This is a genomic window from Hyphomonas sp., from assembly GCF_040882205.1.
Taxonomy (GTDB): domain Bacteria; phylum Pseudomonadota; class Alphaproteobacteria; order Caulobacterales; family Hyphomonadaceae; genus Hyphomonas.
Map to the genome: position 1 here is coordinate 1 of NZ_JBBEBT010000071.1, position 1,156 is coordinate 1,156.

Annotated in this window: 2 protein-coding genes and 1 pseudogene; 2 read left to right on the top strand and 1 reads right to left on the bottom strand. The window is 62.0% G+C overall.

Annotated features, from left to right (window positions below; genetic code table 11):
* Positions 1 to 96: 96 nt before the first annotated feature.
* Positions 97 to 510, top strand: a complete 414-nt coding sequence (locus tag WEA77_RS03100) for a hypothetical protein (protein WP_368066407.1) — start codon at positions 97 to 99, stop codon at positions 508 to 510.
* The gene (locus WEA77_RS03105) at positions 507 to 791 is read left to right on the top strand and encodes a helix-turn-helix transcriptional regulator (protein ID WP_368066406.1); all 285 of its coding nucleotides are present in this window, start codon (positions 507 to 509) and stop codon (positions 789 to 791) included. Before WEA77_RS03100 ends, WEA77_RS03105 begins: the two co-directional genes overlap by 4 nt.
* Here WEA77_RS03105 and WEA77_RS03110 read toward each other — a convergent pair.
* A pseudogene (locus tag WEA77_RS03110) lies at positions 781 to 1,156 on the bottom strand (signal recognition particle-docking protein FtsY); the annotation flags it as partial. The gene WEA77_RS03105 and the pseudogene WEA77_RS03110 sit on opposite strands and share 11 nt — an antisense overlap.

Genomic DNA, 1,156 nt, shown 5'->3' on the forward strand with positions numbered 1-1,156 from the left:
GCCCGGCCGGTTAGTACGCGGCAGGCAGGCAGCGCCGGCCTCGGCCCTCGCTGCCGAGTAAAACTTGTAAAGGTCGCTTGAAAAGCAGATCACCAAGTGACCCAAACCAAAGGCTTTCGTACCGCAAACCGCCGCTACCAGTACCTGTTCTGGCCATTGATGGCGCTATACGTCGTGATAGTCTTTCTGGTATCTCACTTCACCGACGCGGGGACCTCCCCACTCGGCCTGAAGATACTGGCGGCGACCGCGGCCTCGCCGGCGATCCTCGGAGCGCTCTCGGCCATCCTGCGTCTTGTCCGCGAGACGGATGAGTATTGCCCCCTGCGCCATCTGACGGCGCCTACCCAGGCAGGCGCGATCACTGCAGGCATCGCTTTCGTCGCCGGCCTCCTGCAGATATCCGGCGCTCTTCCCCAGTTCAGCGCCTTCTGGTTCGGGTCGCTCTTCTTTGTCGCCTACGGCCTCTTCAGCTGCATCCTGCACTTCGGCTTCGGCCGCACGGTCTGAGGCGAGCCCATGAAAACATCATCCGTGCATTGCGGACAGAACGCGGATGGAGCCAGCAGGAACTCGCCGACAAGCTGGATGTCTCGCGCCAGTCCGTGAACGCCATCGAGACGGGCAAGTATGACCCCTCCCTCCCGCTCGCTTTCGCCCTCGCCCGCCTCTTTGGCCGCAACATCGAGGAATTGTTCGATGACGGAGCAGGCGTCACTAACGCGGCGGAGCAATCTCCAAAGCCCTTTCTCCCGATGGAGAGGGGTTCAAATGCAGGTTTTAGCCTTTGAGCCCAACCAACGCCTTCGCAAACGCCGCCGCAGAGAACGGCCGCAAATCCTCAGCCTTCTCGCCGATGCCGATGAAATGGATCGGCAGATCATGCGCCTCGGCAATCGCCACCAGAACGCCGCCCTTCGCCGTGCCATCCAGTTTCGTCATGACAAGACCCGTCACGCCCGCCGTATGCCGGAACGCCTCGACCTGGCTCAGCGCATTCTGCCCGACGGTCGCATCCAGCACGAGAATCACGTCATGCGGCGCGTCCGGATCAACCTTCCTCAATACCCGGACGATCTTTCCCAGCTCCGCCATCAGTTCGGCCTTGTTCTGCAGGCGCCCGGCCGTGTCCACCAGCACGAGATCTAGGTCTTCC